The sequence below is a fragment of the Pseudoalteromonas sp. S554 genome, from assembly GCF_005930865.1.
Lineage (GTDB): Bacteria > Pseudomonadota > Gammaproteobacteria > Enterobacterales > Alteromonadaceae > Pseudoalteromonas > Pseudoalteromonas marina.
In genome coordinates this window covers 18,000-38,480 of the sequence record NZ_PNDV01000007.1, presented here as the reverse complement: position 1 = coordinate 38,480, position 20,481 = coordinate 18,000, and the positions used below count along the sequence as shown (strand labels likewise).

Below are 20,481 nucleotides of genomic sequence, written 5' to 3'. Positions count from 1 at the left end.
TTTTTATGAATATTTATGTAATTGTTATTGTGGCTATTTCGATAGTTTCTTTGTTTTTAATGATTTATTTAATCACTGAAAATAAAAAACTTAAGTCTTATAAATCCGATAAAGAAGAAGCGAAAAGAGAAAGTGCCCTGAAATTAGCTTCGGATGATGTAGATAATTTTAAACAGGGGCAAGATGAAAGTATTGCTTCTAATTTTAAAGTAATGGACTCATCAGGAAATAATATAATTACTGCTCACGAAATATATAAACTTCCTACAAACTCTGTTGATATTACTAATGACAGCGCGATGAATGGTTGGGCAACTCACTTTTTAACTGATGCAACAAAAGCAGGTATGTCTATACCTAATAGGACAATTGAATTGGCGTTTAAAGCGGATATACAAAAAGGTTTAGATGCTGGTAAATATACAATTATGACCACAAAGACCAACGAGAGACTAGCTGATGTAATTGATGTTAATACAAAAAAAATAGTGGGCAAAGGTCGTATTGTTGAGGGGGGAAGAGTAAAACAATTTGCGGCAGGCGCTTTTCATATAGCGAGCATTGCAGTTGCACAATCTCATTTAGCTGATATTAGCAAAAATTTAAAAGCTATTAACTCTTCATTGGGTGATATTAGTAAACATTTAGAGGTATTAGATACAGGTAAAATCAAAGGCGCTATTTCATATTATGAACAAGTTGCAGCACTTATCGAAAAGAACAATAACCCTGACAGTTTAGGCAGTTCAATTAAAGTTAACATAGAAGCTAACATTAAAGACTCTCATGTATGGGTTTCATCGGTATTTGATAAATTTAAATATTTAATAAGCCAAATTGAAGGTCTGGATGACGCCGATAATTTTGGTACAAGTTCGACTTATGCAGATTTTAAAAAAAGAGTAAAACAAGTCGAATCTATTGGTAGAGATTACGATTTATTAATGAAATTTAACAATATGTCTATCGCTATTCTTGGTTATTTAGATCCCCAAAATACTGAATATACAAGGATGGATATTAAAGAAGCCGATTGGAAAGTATTAGTTGAAAAGTATGTAGTTGCATGCCGAAATAAATCTATTCAATATTTTCAAGATAAAGGGTCGCTATTTAATTCTTCAGAAACTCTGGAGACGCGATCTGAAAATATAAATAATACAGCTACTTTAATCTCACACTCATTACTTAGTGATTTAAACTTAATGGCTCAACAAAAAGAAGCAATTGAGCAGCATCTTGAAATATTCAAACAGGATGAATTGAGAATGAGCATCAAGTTTAATAATGAAGGCAATATTGAAAAATCAGTATTACTGAAATAATTATTATTGGGTTAAGGAAAAGCCATGAGAATAAGTAAATTATCATTAACTAACTTTCGTTCATTTAAAGAAAAGCAAACAATAGAGTTCGCGCCTGTTACTTTATTATTTGGTCCCAATAGTGTAGGTAAAAGCTCTGTTTTAATGGCTTTATTTTATTTACATCAACTATTAACTAAAAAAATTACTAATCCAAATCAGATAAGTGCTATTAAAGGTAAGTACATTGATGGTTTTTTTGCTTTAGTAAATGGTAAAGACTTAGAAAAAGACATCACAATTAATGTTGAATTAGATAAGCAAGGTGCTATTGGTGTTGAGTATTTAACCGAAACAACCCAAATGGTTGAATCTCTTATTGATAAAGGCAATATAAGTGATGACGATCCGCTATTTGTATTAGCTTCGGTTCAAGAACAAGTTGAAAAATTGGAATTAGAGTTTGTTATAAGTTGGTCTCATCAAAAGCAAAATGCATATCTAAAGTCTTATACAGTTTTTGGTGACGGTGAGCTTTTAGGTGAAATGAGTACAGAATCAAAAGATTTTAAGACGACGATCTCAAAGCTTAATTTAAAACATGTAGCTTTACAGCCCTCAGATCAATCTTTTTATATTGATAATCTAATTAGTGAATTTGACCTGATCCATCCTCATTTATTAAATAATATATATAACAATGATATAGAGCAGGAGAGAATTTCTGAAGATGGCTTTGTCTCGGCTATGCATCACTATCTATTGCATAAAACACCTGGCCTTTTAGAAATGGAGTTTTATTCAAATGATGATGCGGCTATAAAGCCAATTTATTTAGGGCATAGCAAACTTGGTATTCCTCCTTTAGGTCAAAAACTAGAGCTCGCTATTACTGAGCCTGAAATAGGCATAAACGGTGATTACTTTCATAATCAACAGCTCTCGGCATGCTTAACCGAATTATTTATAGCTCCTTTAGATATGTTGTGCGGGTTGTTATCTGAGAGTGTTAATATCGGACCACTGCGGGTAGTTCCAGATCAAAACTTTAATATTTACTCAAATACAGAGCAAAAGCATTGGTATGATGGAAGAGCTGCATGGGATTTATTGGCTAGAAATGATGCAAAGCTAAACAAGCAGGTAGATGACTGGTTAAAAAGTAATAATAAATTAAGTACCGGTGTGGGATTGATGTTGGAGTCCGATCCATTAACTGCTGACTTAGAGCAATCTAGCATTAAGCAAAAATATCACTCTAAAGCAGTTACCCCTTTTTTATGGGATATAAATTCACGAATACCAGTTTGGCCTACCGAAGTAGGGGTTGGTATATCACAGTTGACTCCACTTTTAGTCGCAGCACACTATGTTAAGCGAGGCATAATTGCAATAGAGCAGCCTGAACTTCATATTCATCCTAGATTGCAAGTTCAATTAGGCGATTTACTTATTCAGAAAAGCTCAAAAGCGAGCTTTTTAATAGAAACACACAGTGAACATTTAATATTAAGGTTATTACGAAGAGTTAGAGAAAGCTCGGAAGGCAAATTACCGGTTGGTCAAGTACCGGTTTTACCCAATGATATTAGTGTGATTTCTTTGTCTAAGTCAGAAGAAGGAGCCATAGTCAAAAAGCTTGATATAACCTCTGATGGTGACTTTGAAAAAGATTGGCCTGGTGGCTTTTTTGATGAACGAGATGAGGAGTTATTCTGATGTATCAAGAAGTAGCCTTCGATCCTCGCTGTCTAGAGGAGTTCCATTATTACGGACTATTAAAAACTGAGTTTGGCTTTGAGAAGGGTCGTTATATAGTTGCCCCTGTTAAGCCTTGGGCTAAAGAAGCATTTAAAGCTGCAAAAAATTCGGTACAGCTTAAACCTGTACAAAGGAAATCTATAACAAATTACTTGAATAAGCTTCAGAGGGAAAAAATCAATCGCTTTATTTTATTACCGAAGTACCGCAAAGATTCTATTGACCCTTGCTGGAATAGTTGGTGTGAGAAACAAATAGCCTTAGCACCGTTTCAAAATATAATTTCTGAAAACTTTCAGGGTGCTATTAATTATAATGACATTTTAGAAAGTAATGAGAGCTGGTTGATAAGTCCAACTATCACAGTTGATAAAAATGTAGTAGCTATTACTTCAATAATAAAACCACTGATGAAGTTAGGTGGCATTATAACAATTGTTGATCAGTATTTCCGTCTCGCAGAGAATAGAGTACTAGATGAAATTTTAGGTGAAGCGAACAGTTCCTCTTGCATATCATCTATAAAGTTGGTTACGAGTATTCAGACTGCGAATCCCGAGCATAGTTTTGCTGCACAATATCGAGATAAATACACAAATTTACCCTGTTTTGAATTAGTTATAGTGCCTGAAAGGTTTTTTCATGACCGTTATATTATTACTTCTTTTGGGGCTATTAAAGGGGGGCATGGTTTTTCTGAAGCTGTAACTCAAGGTGCACAAGCTGATAAATTAAGCATAAGTTTATGTGGTGAGAGTGAAGCTAAAGAAGTTTTGGATTGGATTGATAAAGTTGTGAAAAGTGGGAAAGCGAAATATTGCATATTAAATGATGAAACTCAAACTTAGCGCCTCAAACGCACTTGATAAATACCTAAAAGCTGATTTACCTCGCTTGCCACATGAACTCGGTAAACAAGCGGGGGTAAATACCCTAATCAGTGACGGCGATAATTTTAACTGGCAATTACAGATTATTGATAACAGCTATAAATCTCGTGAAAAAACAATCATTGTTTGTGAGGCGAATAGCCGTTTTACGTTTTTTATACCGGTTAGTTTAAAGCTATCGCAACAGGAGTTAACTCAACTCTTAGAATATGAGTGGCAATTAATGATGGCACAAACGCTTGAGGTGTATCAGCTAATACCACGCAGCAATATAGCGGTGCTGTTAAGTGAGCTATCTAAAATAGAGTTTCCCCCGCACTGGGTTAAAAATACCGATTTAAGTATAAGCGGCCATATTAGCGATGCCGCACTTTGGGTTACTCAAACACTACAAGAAGAGGGGCTTTATGATTTACCTAAAGACCTTGCCATTGAGTTAGCTATTTATTTAAACACCCAACCTAAACGTATTACTAATAAAACCACTGGCCGAAAAGAGAAGTTTATACCTATAGAGCGCCTACTCACTTACTGCCAAGGGCTTATCAGCTCAGAGAAACTAGTTGATGAGTCATCAAACGAAATAGTTGATACCAGTAATATCATTAATTTTAGTGATTATAAAAAAGATTAAAGCCAGCTAGATTAAATTTTCACAAGCTTGTGAAATTATATTTTTATAAATTTTTGTATAGCATTACAAAAAATAAAGCAGTACTAACAAACACCTGATTGTTAGTTAAATATTTAAGGAAGAAAATGACCCTCTCATTACAAAATTTTAACAGAGCCCTATCTGAAGCAGAACAACTATTAGCATGCTTTGAAACGTTAAATAACCATCCAGAATTATGCTCATATGATGTTTTAAAAAAAGCGAGCTTAATAATGACGCTAACCGCATGGGAAACCTATGTTGAAGATGTGGTAACTGAAATTTTTGATGCCAAGTTTAGCTTAATTAAAGGCTCTCAATTTGGTCACTTTGCAGAAAAACAATTGCATGAGCGTTTAAAGTTTTTTCATAATCCAAATTCAAATAAAACCAAAAAGCTTTTTGAAGAGTTTTTTGGAGTAGATATTACTGAGCAATGGTCATGGCCTAATGTACTACCAAAAGATGCCAGAGAGCAGTTAAATAAGTGGATTTCGAAAAGAGGGGAAGCCGTACACCGCGCACAGCTTGATACAACTCAACCACAAATAATTAAAAAAGATGAGCTTGAAAAGTGTTTGCGCTTTTTTAAAGCGCTTGCACAAGCAACAGACAAAGCATTAGTAGTAATTTAAAGGAATAAGTAATGAGTTTACAAACAAGAATAAAAAAATTAATTGATCAAATTTCGGTCGGAATGCATGAGCGTGAGGAGATAATCCCGGTTGCATTACTTGGCGCACTAACTGGGCAAAATACATTTTTATATGGCCCACCAGGTACAGCTAAAAGTTTGATATCGCGACGTATTGCTAAAGCATTTGATAACCCGCCTTATTTTGAATATTTAATGAACCGTTTTAGTACACCAGAAGAGGTGTTTGGGCAGGTATCGATTAAAGCGTTAAAAGAAGATCAATACACACGTAAAACTGAAAATTATTTGCCTAAAGCAGAGTTTGCGTTTTTAGATGAAATTTGGAAGTCGAGCCCTGCAATATTAAATAGTTTATTAACACTTATAAATGAAGGGATTTACAAAAATGGGCAAGAGCTTGAAAAAGCACCTTTAAAAGCCCTAATTGCAGCATCAAATGAAACACCTGAAGAAAACCAAGGCCTAGATGCTTTATATGATCGTTTTATTATTAGGTTAATGGTTGGCCCTATTGAAATAAAAGAAAACTTTGAAAGCTTAATTAGTAGTAAGCCAACCCATGCTGAAATTAAAGTCACTGATGAGGTAGTCGTTAAGAATAATGAATGGGCTAGCTGGCTTAAAAAAATTGATACGGTTGAACTTTCACAAGATACGTTAACAATAATTCATTTAATAAGAAAAGAACTGTCGGATCAATTTGTAGAGCTTGGTGTTTATGTATCAGACAGACGATGGCAAAAAGCCGCACAATTGCTAAAAGCCTCGGCATTTTTTAATAACCGCAAACAAACTAACCACAGCGATGCTTTATTATTACGTTATTGCCTTTGGACCACCGATAATAATCGCGAAGATGTTGAGAGTATAGTAAACAGTGCAATAGAAGAATCTGGTTTTTCACCAGAGTTAAGCTTAGCTGAGCTTGATAGAAAAAAAGATGCGCTTGATAAAGAGATTACTAATGAGATTTTTCATGAAAAAGATGTGTACGAAACACATGATATTAATGGTAAAGAGCACTATCAAGTGAAACAAGTATTTTCATATAGAGGGGGATACTATGCATCAGATACAAAAACAACAACACGAACTTTTTATATCCCTATTAATAAAATGAAGAGTAAAGACACCTTTAACCCTTTTGATGCGAATGGTAATGAGCTTGAAACTTATACATGTACGTTTGATGGTCAAGGTAGTTGCGAAGTTAAAATTACTGGATTAGAGGGACGATATGACTCTACAGCCCATGTAACACCAAAGATTCTATATAAAAAAGGGCAAAAGAAACAAAACGTAAATAATCGCTTAATTAATGCTTTAAAAGCTGAAGTTAACAAGCTTACACAGAGCTTGAGGACAACTTTAGAATTATGTGAGGCTAAGCAAGCAGAGTATGTGTCTAGCTTGTACTCACCATTTGTGTCTGAACAATCATGCAATATAGCGCTAAATGGCATTAATCAGCAAATAAGTAATTTGAAGTTAAGAATTAAAGATTGTGACCGTTTAAAAGGGTTATGTAGTGCGTAAAGTTGATGAACATGCAACCACTATGCTAGCTGAAATATGTAACGATTACCAAGGTGTATTTGAGCAAGCGCCCAACTTAGCATTACAAGTAGAAGAACGCTTAAAAAATTGGGCCGATAAAACGAACCGGCATTGCTTATTAGAGTACCCTTATTACGATGCTCAAAATGAGTTGGATGTTTTTAATAGTTTAAACTTTGATAGCTTAACTATTAGAAAATATGAACTTGCGTTAAATAAATACAAAGCTTTGTGTCTAAAAAGCGACGTTAATTACAACCAAGACTTTTGGGATACAGATTTAGTTCACCTCAAAAATGAGGCTGTTGCGTCAAAAAGTAAGAACGTTAAAGCTGCTAGTGATTTAGCCACTTCTGCTAATTTATTGGCAAAGGAGTGGCAAAAGTTACTATGTTCACTATATGAACAGTGGGAACTAGAGCAAATAATTTTATTAAGAAAAAAGTTTTTAAAAAGCTTAGCTAAAAAATTAAAGCTTATTGACGAAATGCTTACTTTATTATGTACGCTAGGTATTGAGCCAGGCATTTTACTTGACCTTTCTAGTGGTTCTTTAAGGCTAAATAATTTAGCTAAAGTTAAAAGCTTAATGGAACGAATTCATAGTGATGCAGGAATTAAAAAGCTATTAGACTTGTTAGGTCGTATTAACCAAGTTAAAAAAAGTGAAATAATAGAAACAGTTACTCATTCTTATATACAAAAATCTCCCATAATTGATTTTAACTCTAAAGAAGAAATAGTAGGTATTAAAATATCTAAAGATATTGAGCATGCACTACCTTCTGAATTAGCGCTATTAAGCGACGAGGACACATCAATTTTATTTGATCTTAAGTATGTTGAATCTTCTTTGATGTGCTTTGAAATGTCGGGGCAGCAATTTATTGATGAGGAACATGAAGTAGAAAAAGAACAAACCATTAATGAAGATGAGCAAAAAGGCCCTTTAGTTATTTGCATTGATACCAGTGGTTCAATGCGAGGAACGCCTGAAACTGTTGCAAAAGCCGTTGCCTTAGTTATGTCACTAAAAGCGCAAGCTAAAAATAGAGATTGCTATATTATTAACTTTTCTACTTCGATTAATACCTTGGATTTATCCAAAGGGTTTAGTTTAGAAAAGTTGACGGACTTTTTGTCAATGTCGTTTTATGGTGGAACGGATGTAGGACCAGCTATTAGGCATGCAGTTAATTTAATGACAGAAAACACCTATAACAAAGCTGATTTACTTATCGTTTCTGATTTTATAATGGTTGGACTACCAACGTCGCAAATAGAGGCTATATCCGCTTTAAAGCTGAACGGAAATAAGTTTTTTTCTTTAGTGGTGGGTAACTGTTACCTAAGTAAACGCCTCAGAGAAGTATTTGATCAGGAATGGATATATAATCCTCATAATGGAAGTATTAATGAGCTGGTTGCTATTGAAAGCTGGCTAGATTAATAAAGATTTTTAAATCCCCACCATCATTCAATATCAGGACGCCTTTGGGCGTCCTTTTTTGTGCTTTAAATCTGCTGAGTGGTATTGTGCTTAGTAGGTGTATTATTTTTACGAGCATATTTTGCCGCATACATTCTTTCATCAGCTAAAGTAAAACATGCTTTATAATCTGTGCACTCACTGCTGCTAGCAATGCCAAAGCTTAAACCAGATTGCGGCCACGTTTGCTTTAGTTGAATATGCGCTTTATTAAGTGCTTTAGATGTGTTGTCTGCCAATTTTTCTAGCTCGTTTAACGACGAGGCACAACACAAACATATAAACTCATCGCCTCCAGTTCTATACACATCTCCTAGGTTGGCCAGTTCTTTTTTAATTAATTCAGTGACATTGATAAGTAGTTTGTCGCCACTGGCATGCCCTAGTTGATCGTTTATTGATTTCATACCATCGCAGTCAATAAATCCTATTAAATAATAATGGCCTATGGAATTTAGCTTTTCTTGTAGTAGTAAACGATTGCCTACTTTTGTAAGTGGGTCAATACGGGATTGCTCAAGGGCGTTAATATAATCGTTTTGCTTTATTTTCAGCCATTCGGATAATGAAAGTAATATACAAATACAATCAATCGCGAGGGCAACAAGCACCCAAAGTTCAGCTGAAGCCGTTACGAATAAATTAAGGTGAGATAAAATAAAGACAACAAGTGATAGGCTGTAAACAATATTACCGGTTAAAAAGTACTTTGCTCTAAAATCGTTTAAGCTCAACATTTTAAAGCCGAGCACTAACGTTAGTACCACCCATATTGCTGCTAAAGTGTGTGCTAAATAAAATACCCAATGAAAGGGTAGTACTAGGTTTATAAAGCCACTAATAAAAGCGACATAAGAAAAATACTTTAAAAATTGGCTTATTCGTGTTTTTTCAACCGTATGAAAATTAAATAAGTAATAGGCAAAGGCGCTGGCTGAAGATATCGCAAACGAAAAAATATACATACCAAAATAATGTGAGTTTATGCTTTTAAAGCTGTAAAACACGCCAAAAACCCCAGCCGCAAACGCCCAACCAATTCCGTGTAAGCCAATATAACCTGCACAATATAACGCAACGTTTTGACCTGTTTTTAAATAAAGAATGAATGCCATGCAGGCAAGGGTGAGCATAATGGTGATGGACATTATACTGAGTGAATTTATAAAAAACTGCTGGTATATAAATGTAGGCTCATCTAAAAAGGTTACACTCACTGGTTTGGCGTAATGACGTGCATTTAAATAAAGCCACAGTACGCCTTGAGAATTTTTTTCTAGGTTTAATTGAAACGCTTGTCCATGCATTATAATTGCTGACTGCGACAAATTACCCTGAGAAAAATCAGCAATTAAACGAATTCCCTGTGTATCTTGCCAATAAGCAAAACCACCATCTAGGTAGTTTGCTTGGGGTAATACAAACCAGCGTTCTTCATTCAGAGTCGACAGTGGTATTTTAGCAACAGCGGGTCCACGCATTTCAGATAAAGAAACAAGAGGGCTTTGCTTATTTTGATATGCACTGATTATTTGTTCACCCGAAACAGGTGACTTTATATTAACTTGTTGCCAAATAGCTGGCCCAATTTTTTTAATTTGTTCATCATTGAGCGATTGAGCTAATGTACTAAAAGACAATAGGGTCAACAATATACATAAATATAAACTAAATAATCTAAGCATACTCCCCCTTTAATTTGCTTATGTGCTTTTGTAAAAAATACTTTATAAGTATTTATATAACCATTTAATACCCAATATGTCAGTTTTTAAGGTATTTCGGCTTTAGCCATTTTTAATATGTAATGCGTTTATTAGTTTTTGTTTTTCAATAGGTTTTGATACGTACCCATCAAAAAACTGTTCATAAAGTTGCTTTTGTTCAGAGAGCACATTGGCTGTAAGTGCAATGACTGTTTGTGATGCATCTATCTTTTTTATGGCTTTACACGCTTCAAAGCCATCCATTTTTGGCATTTGTATGTCCATTAAAATTATATGAGGTGATAGCTTTTTGTATAAATCTATTGCTTCATAACCATTATTAGCAATGACTAATTTAGCACCTGTAGGCTCAAGAAAAGAGCTCACAATTATTTGGTTAATTTTATTATCTTCAGCAATCAAAATAACTTTATTACTTAGATCGGGAAAATCTAAATTTTCAGTATTATCAGTGCTTGGTATCTTGTCAGCTTGTTCTAACGGTAGGTATACATAAAACTGGCTACCCACACCTTCTTCGCTTGTTACTTTTATGTCACCGTTCATAAGGTTTATTAGCGACTTCGTAATTGGCAATCCAAGCCCTGTTCCACCATATTCACGCGTGGTTGAAGACTCTGCTTGTTCAAATCGCTCAAAGAGCCTGTTTACAACATTTTTTGGAATACCAATACCTGTGTCTGAAACAATAGCGCAAACTTGTTTATCGTCAGTTAGTTTAAACTCAACCGTTACACCTCCTTTGTGTGTAAACTTAATTGCGTTGTATATTATGTTTAAAAACACCTGCCTTATTCTTACAGCATCACCACGCCAGTATTTATGATGAATCGTTGATTTAAATTTTAGATAAATATTCTTTTCTTGGGCAGGTACTAATAAATCAGACTCTAAATGATGAATTAATTCGTCCAGCTCAAACACCTTCTGCTCAAGAGAAAGTTTACCGGCTTCGATTTTAGAAAAATCCAGTATATCGTTAATAATAGTGGTTAATGAGCGAGTAGAGTAGAGTGCTTTTTTTAAGTAGTCTGTTGATTTATCATTCATCGGTTGCTCTTGCAGTAACTGCAGAGTACCTAAAATACCATTCATAGGAGTACGTATTTCATGGCTCATGTTCGCTAAAAATTCTGATTTAGTCTTAGAGCTTTGCTCTGCGAGTTCTTTTGCATGAGCAAGCGCGTGCTCGTGTTTTATGTGCTGCGTTAAATCAAACGCAATGCCTAAAAAACCTACAACTTGGGCTCTGTTATTCAACAGCGACGTAACACTTAAGCTCACTTGAATATGCCTACCTTTAGAGTCTACATAGGTCCATTGATTAACATCGGGTTCTGTGGGGGTTGCCTTTACAATTAATGTTTCAAATCCAGGACTCACTATTTTATTGAGCTCAATACTCAGTTGTTTTGCTTTGCTTGTCAGTTCTGTTTCTAAATGAAATATGCCACAGGTTTTTTTACCAACCACATCAAATGCCTTGTAGCCCAGTAACTTCTCTGCGGCAGGGTTAAACTCGGTGATTAAACCGTTTATGTCGGTAGCTATAATAGAGTAGCTAGCACTGTCTAAAATACTACGCTGTAGCATACTAATATCAGCTATTTGCTGAGTTCGCAGTTTTACATCGGTTTCTAGTTTTAAATTGGCTTGTTCAAGAATATTTTTATGTGCTTGCTCGGCTTCACGTCTTAAATTTTCTTTTTGGGCTTTTCGAAAAAATTGTAACTGTATTGCAAGCACAATTAACATAGCAATGAGTGTTAAAAAAATACCATTCACGAGTGCTTGATACTGATAGGGCAAATGCAAGTTTTCTACAAACGCGTAAGAGCCATGCAACGTTATTTGCCACTCACGACCAATCACTTTAGTCACAGTGGATACTTTAAATTCAGTGTTATTTGCTGGATTGCCGTATGTAAAAAAGGCCACATCGGTTGCATCGTTGAGATCGCTAATGGTTAAGTAGTTTTCATCAATATCAAATAATGAGTTTAAAATATTGTCTATAAGCAAAGGGGAGTATGCCCAGCCATGCAGTGCTTCAAGGCGTTCATCGTTAGATGTAGGAGTGATCTTACTCTTATAAATAGGTAATAGAATCAAAAAACCATGGTGAGCTTTCTGATCTGCTTGGACTAACGTAATAGGTGCAGATAATTGCGCATTATCTGCAAAAACTGCGCTTAATGCTGCACGTTTACGAATAGTTTCTGAGCCAATATCTAACCCTATTGCTTGTTTATTACCACTTTCAGGAAAAATATATTGGATCACAAAATGATCATTTTTATTTTCAGTAAGTGTTTTAAAATTAAATAGGCTATCGGGCCGTTCGCTTTGTGCTTTATTTATAAACTCGGCAAGTTCGTTATGTGTTACTTTTTTTATGTACCCAACGCCGTTAGCACCAGGAAACTCTTGGGCGTAATCTCTTGCGTTTGAATAACTCTTAATTGCGGTGTAGTTTAAATTTTCTATTCCAATACCCTGTATAAACCCTTTGAGGCCAAATAACCCGTATTGATATAACTCCATTCTGTTATTTATGCCTACGGATAAACTGGTTAACTTGCTATTTAGCGCAGCTGTTACTTTTGAGTCTAAGGTTTGTTGATGCTGAATTTGTTGAAAGTAAGTTAAAACAATACCTGTAGTGAGGATTACAACCTGAAGTAAAGTACTTAATAGCACCCCTTTACTAGCTCTACTTTGCAAAGCCATTTAGCAATCCTTTTGTATGGTATTTTTTGAGACTGTATTATTACCTAAGAGCTTTGAATATAGCATTTAATAGTTAAGTTACAAGCTAATAATTAACTAAACTCTTTGTTAAATAGTACGTTGCTTAATACTTTTATTTAGCGTGGGTTCTCAGTTAATACCGTATTTATAGGTATTTTTGTAATGAAAAAGGCTTTCTTTTAATCTATGAGTTAAAGCTTGCTGGTGATTTTTCGAAGTTTATGGGTAATTGTGTTACAACAATTAAATACAAAAGTTTTGGTTCATAACATGTACTCACTTTCACAATGGCAATTAAGCGGTCAATTTATAAATATAAACGGGCATCAAATTTTTACTAAAACGGCAGGGAATACACATAACCCCGCGCTTGTTTTAATTCACGGTTTTCCAAGTGCAAGCTGGGATTGGGAAGGTATGTGGGATGAACTCAGTAAACACTACTTTTTAGTGACACTTGATATGCTTGGTTTTGGGCTTTCGGATAAGCCATTTAAAGCGGATTATAAAATTGCAGAGCAAGCTGATTTATACACACTTTTTTTACAGCGTTTAAATATAAGTAATGTACACATACTTGCCCACGACTATGGCGATACCGTTGCCCAAGAGCTACTAGCGAGGCAAGTGGCTAATCAAAGTGAAGTACATATACACAGTGTGTGTTTTTTGAATGGCGGGTTGTTTCCTCAAGCACATAAACCGTTATTTATACAAAAGTTGTTACTTTCAAAGCTGGGCTGGATAGTCCCTAAGCTAATGAGTAAGCAAAAGTTTGCCAAAAATTTAACCTCCATATTTGGTGCAAACACGCCACCCGCACCAGTAGTTATAGATACGCTTTGGGCGCTTTTAAATCACAATAATGGTTTACGTGTTATGCCAAAGTTAATTAATTACATTACACAGCGAAAGCAAAACGAGCAGCGCTGGGTTACTGCAATTATTAATAGCGATATACCGGTAATGTTTATTGTAGGTGAGCAAGACCCAATATCAGGGAAACACATGCTCGAACAGTATGAAAAAATAATACCTAATGCCCGCACACAAGGCTTTGCTGAGCTTGGGCACTATCCGCAAGTTGAAGATGCTAAGGCAATCACTCAGGCATATTTAAATTTTAGAAAGCAGGTATAAAAAAAGCGGCTATTGTAAAGCCGCGTTTATAAACTAAATAAAGTTATGCTAGTTACTTAGTATTTTTTCTTTGGTGCTTTTAGTTGTCTTTCAAATTCATCAGGGAATAAAATAGTGCCGTCGTCTTCCTCTGTCGGGAATACGGCAATAAGTAAGTCGTCTTCTTCAAGGCCGGGTGTCCATCGGCTGAACCAGTCACTAGTAGGGATTGCTTTAGGTGTGCATCCTTCCCAGTCGCCAGTTGCCCATGCTTGTGCAAATTCTCGTGTAGGCCATACAGGCACACAATCATCATCTTCGTTAGTAAGCATTACACAGCCGTCGTCGTCATTTAAAATCCATACTTGCTTGTACTGTTGTACGGTTTCAAACATAAAAGCGAGACGCTTTTTGGCTCCAAGGCCTAAAATTACGTCGTGTTCTTCGGTTGCATTTGCGCGTGTCATGATGGGCTCACTTTTGTTGCGGTCAATTTATATTTATAGCGTACAAGTATATCGAGTTATGTGACACCGTGTTGAAAACTTCACAATTATTTTTGTTATTTAGATCTGTTTTATGGGTTAGTCAGTATATTTTGAGCAAACATTCAAAATTGATCTTGAATGTAGCCTAAATGGCCGCACTTAGTATGCATACCCACAATGAAGGATTTATAAAATGAACACAGATTTACTTACACCATATCAATTAAATGACACGATTGAACTTAAAAATCGTGTATTAATGGCACCGCTTACACGTTGTATGGCTGACGAAAATTTAGTGCCAACGCAAGATATGGTTGAGTATTATGCTCGCCGCGCAGACACAGGTCTCATTATTAGCGAAGCGACAATTATTCGCCCAGACGGGCAAGGGTACCCAACTACGCCAGGTTTGTTTACTAGCGAGCAAATTCAAGGTTGGAAAAAAGTGACCGACGCTGTGCATGCAAATGGCGGTAAAATGTTTGCTCAACTTTGGCATGTTGGCCGTGTTGCGCACCCCCACTTTTTTGATGGTGAAGTACTCGCACCTTCAGCAATTGGCGTAGAAGGTTCGGTACCCCGCATGCGCGAGCTGACTTACATAACACCAAAAGCGGCAACCATTGATGATATTAAATCGTTAATTGCAGATTTTGCCAAAGCCGCCGAAAACGCAATTGAAGCCGGTTTTGACGGTGTAGAAATTCATGGCGCAAACGGTTACTTAATTGATCAATTTTTACATTATGAAGCCAATGTACGTGAAGACGAGTACGGCCAAACACCGCAAAACATGGCTCGCTTTGCACTTGAGGTTACCGATGCAGTTATTGCTGCAGTAGGTAACGAGCGTACAGCACTGCGTGTAACACCTGGCGCCTACTTTAATATGAGTGAAGATAACCGTGACAAAGCGGTATTTGACTACTTACTACCTGAACTTGAAAAACGAAACCTTGCTTACTTGCACGGTGGTATTTTTGACGACAGCACAACATTCGAATCGCTAGAAGGCAAAACTACATCAGAGTTTTTACGTGCGGGATACAAAGGAACACTGGTAGGCGTAGGTAGCTACAGCTTTGAGTCAGCTAAAGAAGCAATTAATGAAGGTAAGTTTGATTTGATTGCGATTGGCCGCCCGCTAATTGCAAACCCTGATTACATTAGCAAAGTAACTAACGGCGAAGAGTTAGTGCCTTATAGCGACGAGATGCTTGCTGAGCTTAAATAACGTTTAGCAATTAAATAAAAAAAGACACTTAATAGCCTTATTGAGTGTCTTTTTTTTTACATATTTTCGCCATTATTTTCTCATATTTGTTTAATCTTTATGTCAATAAAACAAAGCTTTATTGTCATATTTAAAAATCATACTGTGCCCGTTTTCATAATAAACCATCAATAAAATCAAACGGGACAACAATGTACGCTTTAAAAAGTAAATCGATTTTGAGCATGGCCATTGCCATGGCGGTATCAACATCTGCTTATGCTAACGACGAAACCACTATTGAAGAAGTAACGGTTGTGGCAAAGCCAACTAGTTACGCTAATAATGTGATTGAACCTGCCATGTTAGAGCAGCAAAGCACGGTTTCAAGTGTGTTGTCAGTCATTGATAATTTGCCAGGCATTAGCATAAATGAAGGCGACGCATTTGGCGGTGACGATTGGTCTACCACAATTACGATGCGTGGTTTTAGTATTGACGGGAATCAGCAACAGTTAGGTATGACAGTTGATGGCATTCCTAATGGTGGCTCTAACTATGGCGGCGGTGCAAAAGCAAACCGCTACTTAGACTCTGAAAACCTTGCAACCGTTGAAGTAGGTCAAGGTACGTCTGATATTAAATCGGCTTCACTTGAAGCACTTGGCGGTACATTTAACTTTGTCAGTAAAGCACCAAGCCTTGAAAAAAGCACTACTTTTGCTTACACGTCGGGCAGTCACGATGCTACACGATATTACTTAAAACACGAAACGGGTACATTGTTTGATAACACCCAAGCTTACGTTAGCTACTCACAAACTGATACTAGCCGTTGGATTGGTTCGGGTAGCAATGGTGGTAAAGATAACCAGCACGCTGAAGCTAAATTTGTTACTACATTAACGGATTTAACCATTACCGGGCGTATATCATACGATGACGTAAGCGAAACAAATTACAACAGCGTGAGTCTAGCCCAATTTGAGCAAACACCAGACTGGGATCAACTAACGTGGAATTGGACGGGTGTGCCGCATTTTGACCAAATGTTTGCAGAAGGTTGGGGTACACTTCGCGAAAATACGTTAGCGTATTTAAAGTTTGAGTACGCTATTTCGCCAACGTCATTACTTACTGTTAGCCCTTATTATCATAAAAATTCAGGACGTGGCGATTGGATCCCACCTTACCTAACAACCCCAGTTGATGAAAATGGTAACCCAACAGCCGAAGGTGGCTCAAATGCAGGGTCTTACGGTTTTACCGACAGTGAAGGTAATCCGCTTGCACCCAACGCAGATTGTACAGCTAGCTTAAGTTGGCCATGGGAGTCTGGCCCGGGGTTAAACCCTGCGTGTTACGATGCAGGTGCAACACCGGTTATGTCGTATCGCCATACTCATTACAATAAAGATCGCTTAGGCGTAACAGCACATTATGCCGCTACATTTGGTATGCACGACATAGAAGCGGGCTTTTGGTATGAACAAAGTGACCGCGACGAATCGCGCGATTGGCACAAAGTGATAGATGCACGTATTTATCATCACTACGACAGCACGCCTTACTGGACTCAATATAAAAATACCTTTGAAGCCGATACACTAAAATGGTACGCACAAGATTCAATGGCATTTGGCGATTTAACGCTTAACGTAGGCGTCAAAAAATACCTCGTTGATATTGAAAAGTTTGATCATTACCAAAATGCAACCACTGCAAAAGTAAACAGTGACTCAGATATACTGTTTAGTGGTGGTATTGTGTACCAGTTAAATAACTCAACAGAGCTATTTACTAGTTATAGCGAAAATTTTGCAGCTATAAAAGATGGTGTGCTTGAGCGCGACAGCTCTGATTTATCAGCCATAGAACCAGAAACAGCTGAAAATATTGACTTAGGTGTTCGTTACCAAAATGATGCTCTTAAACTCACCGCTACAGCTTATTCAATTGAGTTTGATAACCGTATTACCTTTATTGCACCTGGCAGTGATACTGGCGGCATTGACTATACCATTGGTACTAATGGCTCTTACTTAAATGTAGGCGGTATTGAATCACAAGGTCTAGAGCTTTCAGCAAGTTACATGCTTAGCCCTGAGTGGAGTTTTTACAGCTCGTATACAAATAATAACTCAGAGTACAAAGGTGATGCGCCAGGTTTTGAAGCGGGCGATAAGGTTATAGACTCAGTGGATGACTTATTTGTGCTTTCTACCGATTATTACAGTGGCGATTTTCGCTTTGGTTTGTCGGCTAAATATACCGGTGAGCGTGGCGACGTAGATAGCTACACTGTGCTTGATTTAAATGCGGGTTACGCAGCACAAGTTGATGCAGGGCCATTTAAAGCTATCGATATTGCTTTTGTTGTTTATAACGTAACAGATGAAAGCTACTTAGCCGGCGGCACAGGTAATGGTTCAACTTACTTTATAGGCTCGCCTCGCACTGCGGCAGTGACCTTTGCAGCTACGTTTTAAGCAATCAATTACGTAAATATAAGCCCGTCACTTTGATGGGCTTTTTATTTAACGTGAGGTGAAAAATTCATGCATAAAATATTAAAAGTATTATTGGCGAGCTTTATTTTACTTGCCAGTTCTGTGTGTGCGGATGACGCAAACGTTGTGCTTGTAACCCTTGATGGCGTGCGCTGGCAAGAAGTATTTAGTGGTGCTGATAAAAACCTTATTAGTAATAAAGACTTTGTTAAACGGCCGAGCGACTTAAGTAATGAATTTTGGGATGAAAATCCACACAAGCGTCAGCAATTATTAATGCCTTTTTTAACGCAAGTAGTGGCTAAACAAGGCGTAATTATTGGCGACAGAACAAAGGGATCTACAATGTCGGTTAGTAATCCGTGGTATTTTTCGTATCCCGGTTATAACGAAATCTTAAGTGGCGAAGTAGATGAAAATATTAACAGTAACGATAAAGTGTATAACCCAAATAAAACTATTTTAGAGCGTTTAGACGCGCAAGCTGAATTTAAAAACAGCACCGCGTTATTTGGTAGCTGGGATGTGTTTCCATACATTGTAAACACCAAGCGCAGTAACGTATATGTAAATGCAGGGTTTATGCCTATTGCAGAGGATTTATTTGCCGATGCGCCACTTTTAAATGCACTGCAAAAAGAAATCCCCAGCCCGTGGACAAATGTTCGATTAGACAGTTTTACCTACCGTTTTGCCAAAGCCTACATGTTGGCTAAACAACCCAAGTTGCTGGTAATTAGCTTAGGTGAAACAGATGATTTTGCTCACGATGGTCATTACGATGCTTACTTAAAATCAGCCAAAAAAAGCGATGCATTTTTAAAAGACTTATGGCAAACCATTCAAAGTACCCCAGGTTATAAAAACAAAACAACGCTTATTATTACTACTGACCACGGCCGAGGTACTCATGCAAGCGATTGGCAACACCACAGCTCTAAACAGGCCTTAGCCAATTCAGTGCAAGGTAAAAGGGCATTCCCAGAGGGAATTGTTGGTTCGGAGCATATTTGGCTTGGCGCAATTGGCCCTGCCATTAAAGGAAATGGCCTAATAAAAATTAAAAATGTTAAACAAGCGCAAATTGCCGCTACAGTGCTTGCGGCACTTGGTCAGCAACCACATATAATAAACCCCAATATGGCACCCGCTATTAAAGAGATTTTAAAATGAAAATGTTATTAAACCCTATTTTATATTCAACGCTTGCGTTGGTTGTTAGTGCAAGCGCGATGGCTGCACCATCAAAAATATTGTTTGGCTCGTGCGGGCATCAAGACAAAGATATCCCAATATTCGACACCATAAATAAAGAGCAGGGCGATCTATTTATATTTTTAGGCGACAATATTTACGGCGACACCAATGACATGTCAGTGCTTGATAATAAATATCAAAAACTAGGTGCAAAACCCGGCTTTAAAACCCTAAAAGAAAACACAGCTATAATTGCAATGTGGGACGATCACGACTTTGGTCAAAACGATGCCGGAAAAGAATACCCTCACAAAGAAGAATCGCGACAAATTATGCTCGACTTTTGGGGCGAGCCTAAAAACACAGAACGTAGAACACGCTCAGACGGTATTTATACCTCGTATATGTATGGTGAAGGCGAGCAAACGGTGCAAGTGATTATGCCCGATTTACGTTGGAACCGTGACACACTTAATCATGTAAGTGAGCTTGAATATTACACCAAGCGTAAATTAAACAACCAAGGCCCTTATAGCCCAACAGAATTAAAAGGCGCATCAATGCTAGGTGAGGCGCAATGGCAGTGGCTCGAGCGCGAGCTTAAAAAACCTGCTGCTATTAAGCTTATAGCATCAAGTTTGCAGTTATTGCCTGATTTTACAGGCTGGGAGTCATGGGCAAACTTTCCAGAAGATCGAAATCGTTTATTTACGTTAATTAAAAAACATAAAGTAAATGGCGTGGTGATCATTAGTGGCGATACACATTGGGGGGAAATATCTAAATACAATCAAAACCTAGATTACCCGCTTATTGAAATGACCAGCTCAGGTTTGACTGAAAAATGGAAAGACGTCAGCCCAAATAAGCATCGCGTGGGCAATTATACGCACAATGTAAACTATGGTGATTTAAGCATTGATTGGAAACAAGCTGACCCAGCTATCTCATTAAAACTCAAAGGCATTGACGGCAAGGTCATTATGCAAAGTAACTTTGGCCTTTCAAGTATTAGCCCTTATAAATAAGAGCGCGATATAAATAATAAACGCACAGTGATTAAAAAGTGATTAAAGTAAGGTCTGTGCGTTTATTTTTTGTTTAACTACCTTCTAACTTGCTGTTTTATTAACGTCATTTTCCCCTTATTGCTACCCCT

At 37.0% G+C, this 20,481-nt stretch carries 15 protein-coding genes; 12 read left to right on the top strand and 3 right to left on the bottom strand.

What is annotated here, in order from left to right:
* The first annotated feature begins 5 nt into the window (after window positions 1-5).
* The 7 genes from CWB65_RS03695 (at window position 6) to CWB65_RS03665 (ending at window position 8,275) form a co-directional block, all read left to right on the top strand.
* On the top strand, window positions 6-1,325 hold the full coding sequence (locus CWB65_RS03695; protein ID WP_138739911.1) for a hypothetical protein: 1,320 nt from the start codon (window positions 6-8) through the stop codon (window positions 1,323-1,325).
* Window positions 1,326-1,349: 24 nt separating this feature from the next.
* Window positions 1,350-3,023, top strand: coding sequence for an AAA family ATPase (locus tag CWB65_RS03690; RefSeq protein ID WP_138739910.1), 1,674 nt, complete (start codon window positions 1,350-1,352; stop codon window positions 3,021-3,023).
* A complete protein-coding gene (locus CWB65_RS03685; protein WP_138739909.1) occupies window positions 3,023-3,913 on the top strand; it encodes a hypothetical protein in 891 nt (296 codons plus the stop codon). Before CWB65_RS03690 ends, CWB65_RS03685 begins: the two co-directional genes overlap by 1 nt.
* Window positions 3,894-4,589, top strand: coding sequence for an amino acid adenylation (locus CWB65_RS03680; RefSeq protein WP_249365010.1), 696 nt, complete (start codon window positions 3,894-3,896; stop codon window positions 4,587-4,589). Before CWB65_RS03685 ends, CWB65_RS03680 begins: the two co-directional genes overlap by 20 nt.
* Window positions 4,590-4,714: 125 nt before the next feature.
* A complete protein-coding gene (locus CWB65_RS03675; RefSeq protein ID WP_138739908.1) occupies window positions 4,715-5,245 on the top strand; it encodes a HEPN domain-containing protein in 531 nt (176 codons plus the stop codon).
* An 11-nt stretch (window positions 5,246-5,256) separates the two neighbouring features.
* On the top strand, window positions 5,257-6,804 hold the full coding sequence (locus CWB65_RS03670) for an AAA family ATPase (RefSeq protein ID WP_138739907.1): 1,548 nt from the start codon (window positions 5,257-5,259) through the stop codon (window positions 6,802-6,804).
* Window positions 6,797-8,275, top strand: coding sequence for a VWA domain-containing protein (locus CWB65_RS03665; protein ID WP_138739906.1), 1,479 nt, complete (start codon window positions 6,797-6,799; stop codon window positions 8,273-8,275). The genes CWB65_RS03670 and CWB65_RS03665 overlap by 8 nt, the downstream gene beginning before the upstream one ends.
* 65 nt (window positions 8,276-8,340) lie before the next feature.
* Here the strand turns inward: CWB65_RS03665 and CWB65_RS03660 are convergent, their stop codons facing one another.
* A complete protein-coding gene (locus CWB65_RS03660) occupies window positions 8,341-9,999 on the bottom strand; it encodes a GGDEF domain-containing protein (protein WP_138739905.1) in 1,659 nt (552 codons plus the stop codon).
* A 102-nt stretch (window positions 10,000-10,101) separates the two neighbouring features.
* Window positions 10,102-12,771: a CHASE domain-containing protein gene (locus CWB65_RS03655; RefSeq protein WP_138739904.1), complete on the bottom strand. Its 2,670-nt coding sequence runs from the start codon at window positions 12,769-12,771 to the stop codon at window positions 10,102-10,104.
* A gap of 291 nt (window positions 12,772-13,062) precedes the next feature.
* Here CWB65_RS03655 and CWB65_RS03650 point away from each other — a divergent pair, with 291 nt between their 5' ends.
* Entirely contained in the window at window positions 13,063-13,932 is an 870-nt protein-coding gene (locus tag CWB65_RS03650) for an alpha/beta fold hydrolase (protein ID WP_171047560.1), read from the top strand.
* A 56-nt stretch (window positions 13,933-13,988) separates the two neighbouring features.
* Here the strand turns inward: CWB65_RS03650 and CWB65_RS03645 are convergent, their stop codons facing one another.
* Window positions 13,989-14,378, bottom strand: coding sequence for a DUF2750 domain-containing protein (locus CWB65_RS03645; protein ID WP_008131965.1), 390 nt, complete (start codon window positions 14,376-14,378; stop codon window positions 13,989-13,991).
* Between the two features lie 214 nt (window positions 14,379-14,592).
* Between CWB65_RS03645 and CWB65_RS03640 the strand changes: the two genes are divergently transcribed.
* From CWB65_RS03640 to CWB65_RS03625, 4 genes are all read left to right on the top strand, one after another.
* Window positions 14,593-15,636: an alkene reductase gene (locus CWB65_RS03640; RefSeq protein WP_008131963.1), complete on the top strand. Its 1,044-nt coding sequence runs from the start codon at window positions 14,593-14,595 to the stop codon at window positions 15,634-15,636.
* Between the two features lie 191 nt (window positions 15,637-15,827).
* Complete coding sequence (locus CWB65_RS03635) at window positions 15,828-18,104, top strand: TonB-dependent receptor domain-containing protein (protein WP_138739902.1); 2,277 nt, start codon at window positions 15,828-15,830, stop codon at window positions 18,102-18,104.
* A 69-nt stretch (window positions 18,105-18,173) separates the two neighbouring features.
* Window positions 18,174-19,298: an alkaline phosphatase family protein gene (locus tag CWB65_RS03630; RefSeq protein ID WP_138739901.1), complete on the top strand. Its 1,125-nt coding sequence runs from the start codon at window positions 18,174-18,176 to the stop codon at window positions 19,296-19,298.
* The gene (locus tag CWB65_RS03625) at window positions 19,295-20,350 is read left to right on the top strand and encodes an alkaline phosphatase D family protein (RefSeq protein WP_138739900.1); all 1,056 of its coding nucleotides are present in this window, start codon (window positions 19,295-19,297) and stop codon (window positions 20,348-20,350) included. Before CWB65_RS03630 ends, CWB65_RS03625 begins: the two co-directional genes overlap by 4 nt.
* The last annotated feature ends 131 nt before the right edge of the window (window positions 20,351-20,481 follow it).